Raw genomic sequence first — 6,754 nt, 5'->3', positions numbered from 1 at the left:
CCCACGATCACCACCGGTCCTGTGGGAGCCGAGCTTGCTCGCGATAAACGATAACGCGGTGTATCTGCCTACTGCGCTGGCCTTATCGCGGGCAAGCCCGGCTCCCACAGAAGATCGCATACTCTGTTGGAGCTAGGCTTGATCTGGGCGGCATTCCAACGAAGCCGTCAATGAGGTGATTCAGATAAACCGCGTATTCATTCTTCGCGGGCAAGCCTCGCTCCAACAGAAGCCTCATCGCATTCATTCTCGCCCGGCTCATCCGCCACCATCCCCGCCTTCATCCTCGCTGCATCCCGACTGAAACACCGCGACGCCAGGTATAAAAATACCAGCGTCATGAACAGCGCCACCGGGATGAGATACATCGCGTCATGCAGACCAACCGCCTTGTAAACCTCGCTCATCTGCTCAGCGCCCGCTGCAGCCATGGCCGAATGGGCGAAGTGATCTGACAGCAAACCGACCACCACGGGACCCAGCCCGCCGCCCAGCAAATACAGCCCCGCGAAAAACAACGCCATCGCCGTCGCCCGTAACCTGGGCTCGACCACATCCTGAATCGCGGTGTAGACGCAGGTGTAGAAGTTGTATGCAAACAGCCACCCCAGGCTGAAAACTCCCACGAACACACCGATTTCAATGCGGCCCGCATGCAACGCATAGCCGGTCGCCAGCGTCGCAATCAACATGCTGCCCGCCGCGAACAACAGCCGGCCGTTGGCGAAACGTTGATGCAATTTGTCAGCAACCCAACCGCCCAGCGTCAACCCGATCAACCCCGTCACACCGACAATCATCCCGGTCGCCACCGCAGCGTCGTGCAAGGGCAGCAGAAAATAACGTTGCAGCATCGGCACCATGAAAGAGTTGCACGCATAGGTCGCAAAGTTGAACGTCAGCCCGGCCAGCACCAGCCAGCCAAAAGTCGGCACCGAGAGCACGCGACGAATCGGCTTTTCGATTTTCTCCTCGGACATGCGCACACTTTCCGCAGCACCCCGCTTGGGTTCACGGATGAAAAACATGAATAACGCCAGCACCAACCCCGGCACAGCCGCAATGAAAAACGGGGCCCGCCAGCTATCGAAGGCTGTCACCATCGCACCGATGGTGAAGAACGCCAGCAACAATCCCAAAGGCAGCCCCAACATGAAAATGCCCATGGCCCGGGCGCGTCGATGGGCGGGGAACAAATCACCGATCAGCGAGTTGGCCGCCGGTGCATAGCTGGCCTCGCCAATACCGACGCCCATTCGCACTAATAGAAAAGTCCAGAAACTGCCCGCCAGGCCGTTGACCGCCGTCAGCCCGCTCCACACTGCCAGGCCCCAGCCCATGATTTTCTTGCGCGAGCCGTTGTCGGCCATACGCCCCAGAGGCAGACCCGCGATGGCGTACACCAACGTGAACGCAGTACCGATGATTCCCAACTGGAAATCACTCAAGTGCCATTCCATGCGAATCGGCTCAATGATGATTGCCGGAATGGTGCGGTCAAAAAAGTTGAACAGGTTGGCCAGAAACAGCAAAAACAGAACACGCCAGGCATTGGACGCCTGTGGAGACAAAGGCTGCGGGGTGCCTTGCATGGTGGGGCTCCTTTTTATTGTTATAAAAACGCGTGAAGCTGGACATCACTAGTCAATCTAGGGCGCCATCGAATAGCTGTCTGTAAACATTCGCGAAAGAGATGACCTGGCATTGAGGCAGCGGCATAGGCTTATAACTAATCGCTATTATGTTAATTCCAAATTGATTGAACCCCTCAGCCCTTTCCAGTTGGCACACTTAGCGCAACTCCTATACTGACATCGACTCGCCACCATTCATGGATTTGGCGACCCTGGCATTGAATACATGGGGCCCGCTATGGAATGGCTTGGTTTGCACTTGATGTCCGGTCAATCCCACGACGGGATGCTGCTACTGGACTGTACGCATAACCTTTTTCTCATGGCGCTGTCCTTCGGCGTCATTTCAGCTGCATGCCTGGCGACGCTGGATATCGGCGAACGCATCATTCATTCGGAAAACCAGCAGAGTCGGCAACGCTGGCAAGTGCTCGGCGCGCTGTGCCTGGCGGGCGGCGCATGGGCTATGCACTTCATTGGGATGCTCGCGTTCGAAACGCCGATGAAGGTCAGCTACGACCTTCCCACAACCATTGCTTCGCTGTTTATTGCGGCCATTGCTGGCGCGTTCGCGATCAAAGCCATCAGCCACGAAGTCATCGGACCCGGTCAATGGCTGCTCAGCGCTATTGGTATTGGCCTTGGCGTGGTCATCATGCATTACGTCGGCATGTCGGCGTTGCGCTCACCTGCCGTTCAGTACTATCAGCCCGGTCCGTTCGGGCTCTCGATTCTGATGTCCATTCTATGTGGCGCAGTGTTTCTGCTAATGCCCAGCTATCTGCGTCAGGGCAGCGGCATGTTCCACCAGATGCTCAAATACGGCGCCAGCATGTTGCTCGGGGCGGGCTTGCTGGGTACCCACATGATCGGCATGTGGTCGCTGAATCTGGTGCTTCCCGAAAATATTCCACTCGAATCGGCAGCTCCCGAAAACGCCATGCAACTGGGCCTGACTATCGCGATCATCGCCCTGCTGATTATCGCGGGCAGCCTCAGCGCGTCGATGGCTGACAAGAAACTGCAAAGCAAGGAACACGACCTGCGCCGCGTGAACGCATTGCTCAGCCAACTGGATCAGGCACGCATGTCGCTGCAGCAGGTGGCGCATTACGACGCACTGACCAACCTGCTCAACCGCCGTGGTTTCAACCAGACTTTTGCCGAGAAACTGACCGACCATCACGCCAGCGGCGGAATGATGGCGGTGATGTTCCTCGACATCGACCATTTCAAACGTATCAACGACAGCCTTGGGCATGATGCGGGCGATGATCTTCTCAAGGCGATCGCCGAGCGCATTCGCAGTGCGACACGTGGCGATGATGTGGTGTCCCGCTTTGGCGGCGATGAGTTCTGCATTCTGATCAGCCTGCACAACTACGAAGAAGCCGAGCAACTGGCCAATCGGGTCATGCAAAAGATGAAAGAACCGATCGCCCTGGCCGGGCGGCATATGGTCATGACCACCAGTATCGGCATCAGTATCTTCCCGCAGGACGGCCAGACTTGCGACGAACTGCTCAAGCACGCCGACCTGGCGCTCTATCAATCCAAAGGCAACGGCCGCAACCGGGCGCACTTTTTCAGCCCCAACCTCAAGACCAAAGCCAGTCTGGAGCTGCAACTGGAGGAGGAACTGCGCAACGCGCTGCTTGAAGAAAACGGCCTGCAGGTCTATTACCAGCCCATCGTTGATCTCAGCACCGGCCAGGTGTCCAAGCTCGAAGCACTGGTGCGCTGGGAGCACCCGCAGCATGGCTTGCTGACGCCGGACCGGTTCATCGAGATAGCCGAGACCAACGGCCTGATCGCCGATCTTGATAACTGGGTGCTGCGCCGCGCCTGCCACGACCTTGGGCAACTGTCCGGCAATGGTCTCGACGATCTGATTATTGCGGTCAATTGCTCCGCGCTTAACCTGACCCGGGAAACGCTGATCGATGACATCCAGCGCGCCTTGCGACAAGCCAATGTTCCCGCACGGCGTCTGGAGCTGGAGGTCACCGAGAACGCACTTATGGGCAATATCAGCACCACCATTGGCTTGCTCAAGCAAATCCGCTGCCTGGGTGTTTCGCTGTCCATTGATGATTTCGGCACAGGCTACTCATCCCTGGCCTACCTCAAGCGCCTGCCGCTGGATACGGTCAAGATTGATCGCTCTTTCATTCTCGATATTCCGGGCTCAGCCCAGGACATGGAAATCGTTCAGGCAATCATCGTAATGGCCCATACCCTGCGATTGAAGGTCGTGACCGAGGGCGTGGAAACGTCGCAGCAGAAGGAGTTTCTCAGCAAGTATGGCTGCGATTATATTCAGGGCTATCTGGTCAGTCGGCCACAGCCCCTTGAGCAAATCCTGCCGCTGGTGCAGAAGCTTAACCAACGTAAAACCGCCAGCCAGAACGCCCCGAAGACTGTTCAGCAAAACCCCATGCCGGAAAAGTGGAGTCACGGACCCGCGCGCTAACTGAATGGTACGGGAAAGACGGGACAGCAAAAAACTGACCGGGTTCAATTCTTGAGCCTGAAATAGCTAAAGGTTCCCGTACGCTCGCCGATCTATTTACTGGACCAGACCGAGCGTGCCCTTTTCTTGAATAGGGGTTTCCCTATCGTTCTTGAAAAAACCGCACTGCAACGTCGTGATTTCTCTATCAGCGACGGCGCGATGACAGCTGCTGCATCGCCGCCCTCCCCAGGCTAATGGCGCACGATGACCAATAAGAATGATTCTGCTGGTGCGATATACGGACCATTAAATGCACTCGCTGCCGAAAAGGCCACCGGCCTTCCGGGCACCTACTATCAGCCCAAGCCAGTTCCCGCTCAGCAGTACATGTATTTCACGGAAACCGACACAGATCGCATCCTGGATAACCTTGATGGTCTGCGCGATTCGGTTTTCCCGCAACCTGCCCATATCGAAGACAACGTCCTGCGCAGCGAACAGCAGTTCCCCTCGGTATGCCTGATCGGTCTGGGGCGCTGCGGTTCCAACATTGCTCTGGATGTTGCCGAACTGGTCTACAACGCACGCAAGTTCTATCTCAATCAGTTCGAAAATGAAGACCGTCTGAGCGAAGACAAGCGCTATAGCCCGGTCCGCTGGATCCGCAACAACCTGCGACTGGTGCAAAACAAAGCGAGCAAGCCAGTTTTTCTGGTCGAGCCACTGGTTATGCTCGGCGACCTGGACAAAGACATTGCCGGTCGCATCCGTTTCTCGCGCAAGGGCGAGAAAAGCGGGTTCATCAACGACTACAGCAAAATGAAGATCATGGACCTTTCAGAGGTTCATGCCGGCGGTGCGGGCAACGCCCCGATTCTCGGTCAGTATCTGGCCAAGATCATCCTGAACAAGGACACCAACCACTTCTCCAGCGCTGACTGGAAACTGATTCACTCGTACCTGATCGACTCGTGCGGCATCAAGGCCAACCAATCGCGGCTGTATTTCTACATCTTCAGTGCGGGTGGCGGTACCGGTTCAGGCATGGCCTCCGAGTTCGGTCTGGCGCAACAGTTCTCGTACATGAACAAGACGTTCGACACCCGGCCGACTGACGAAAACGACAGCAAGCGTGGCCGGTCCTTTGTGTTCGAGCCGATCTTCACCAGCGGCATTTGCGTGCTCCCAAACATTTCCGATCACCGCAGCGAAATGTCCGAAGCCTTGCACATCAACGCTGGCCGCCTGCTGTGCAAATACCTGTCGGAAGAATGGGACTTCTCATACAACTTCGAAAACGAAGACAGCAGCGAAGCCAGCGTCATGGGCCGTATTCGCCCTTGGAACGCCATGATGCTGATCTCCAATGACATCATGCGTTACGCCGAAGCCAGCGACGACGGCAACATCGAGAACATTGACGTGAACGCCATGGAGCGTCACGCCAACCAGTACATCTCGCAGCAGATCTTCAACATTCTTACCGCTCAGGCGGTGACGACTGACTACGACCAGAACTACTTCCGACGCGCAGGCATCGATATTGGCGAGACGATTCGTCTGGATGCCAACGACCTGTTCATGAGTCTGGCGGGCCCGGTGGCGATTGCCTATGCCGAATCGGTGGTCCCGGAAAGTCCGGCGCCAGGTTCTGACAAGTTCAAGGTGTTCGAAAAAGAACCGCCACGCCTGAACATTGATGACTTGTTCTTCCGCTCCATTGACCTGCCACACTTCAACAAAGTGACCCAGGCCATTGAAGGCATCAGCCTGTTGCCGATCGAGTCCAAGCGTTATCGTGCGGCACTGGATCAGTACAAGACTTCGGGCTATGACGCCGCAGCACTCCACGACCTGCACTTCTTCAAGAACTGCTCGTCGGTGGTGTCCATCGTCTCCCTGCCCAAAGACTACAAGCTGTCCTATATGGACCTGAACCGGCTGAAGACGCACCTCAACAGCCTGTTCCCCAACACCACGCTCAAGCGTTATGCATTGGTGATCGGCGCGTCGGCCAACTTGTCGCTGACGACGTTGATCGCGAAAAGTCCGTGCCTTTCGGATGACTTCCTGACCCTGATCGTGGCGTTCATCAAGCGCTGCTTCGCGAAAAACCAGTACCGTTTCGACGACACACTGGACAACGCGATTCTGGACTTCATCGTCAGCGAAGAATTTGACGAAGACCGCGTTGATGAATTGCTGAACGAATACGAGAACCCGGCCAAGATCCTCGACACCAACTGGTACGCGATCAAGCCGATGTACGAAAAGAAGTACCGCGAGCTGATCGAAGACAAATCCAGGTTTGTCTCGATCAATGACATCCGCATCTCTCGCGAGAGCGTGAAGAAGGCCGTCAAATACCTGCGCGAAATTTATCGTCACCGCATCGGCAAGACCCGGGTCATTTCACTGAATCAGCATACGGGCAAGACGGATTACGGGGTTAAGTAACGCCGGCGACTTGCGAATCAGCACCGTGCTCACAGGTTAGCCACGATCTCAGGCCCATGATTGACCTGTGGGACCGAATTCATTCGGGAAGGCGGTGTTTCAGTCGATACGGATGTACCGGCCCCTTCGCGAATGAATTCGCTCCCACGGGATTGCGCACGACTCGGCTTCATGAAGAGCCTGTGGGGCCGAATTCATTCGGGAAGGC

The 6,754-nt window shown here is 56.2% G+C and carries 3 protein-coding genes; 2 read left to right on the top strand and 1 reads right to left on the bottom strand.

The genetic code is table 11. The features are described from left to right. Nucleotides 1-197: 197 nt before the first annotated feature. Nucleotides 198-1,592, bottom strand: coding sequence for a spinster family MFS transporter (locus tag KDX30_RS29190; RefSeq protein WP_231678232.1), 1,395 nt, complete (start codon nucleotides 1,590-1,592; stop codon nucleotides 198-200). A 280-nt stretch (nucleotides 1,593-1,872) separates the two neighbouring features. Between KDX30_RS29190 and KDX30_RS29185 the strand changes: the two genes are divergently transcribed. Beyond that, nucleotides 1,873-4,107: a bifunctional diguanylate cyclase/phosphodiesterase gene (locus KDX30_RS29185; protein ID WP_231678231.1), complete on the top strand. Its 2,235-nt coding sequence runs from the start codon at nucleotides 1,873-1,875 to the stop codon at nucleotides 4,105-4,107. Nucleotides 4,108-4,476: 369 nt separating this feature from the next. After that, nucleotides 4,477-6,546, top strand: a complete 2,070-nt coding sequence (locus KDX30_RS29180) for a hypothetical protein (protein ID WP_373562258.1) — start codon at nucleotides 4,477-4,479, stop codon at nucleotides 6,544-6,546. The last annotated feature ends 208 nt before the right edge of the window (nucleotides 6,547-6,754 follow it).

It is taken from the genome of Pseudomonas quasicaspiana (assembly GCF_021147825.1).
GTDB lineage: Bacteria > Pseudomonadota > Gammaproteobacteria > Pseudomonadales > Pseudomonadaceae > Aquipseudomonas > Aquipseudomonas quasicaspiana.
The sequence above is the reverse complement of the archived record's forward strand: the minus strand, read 5'-3'. Positions and strand labels throughout refer to the sequence as shown.

What these genes read in the sequence shown, in the direction of transcription:
- KDX30_RS29185 (WP_231678231.1), top strand. Translation starts at nt 1,873, where the DNA reads ATGGAATGGCTTGGTTTGCACTTGATGTCCGGTCAATCCCACGACGGG.
- KDX30_RS29180 (WP_373562258.1), top strand. Translation starts at nt 4,477, where the DNA reads ATGTATTTCACGGAAACCGACACAGATCGCATCCTGGATAACCTTGAT.
- KDX30_RS29190 (WP_231678232.1), bottom strand. Translation starts at nt 1,592, where the DNA reads ATGCAAGGCACCCCGCAGCCTTTGTCTCCACAGGCGTCCAATGCCTGG.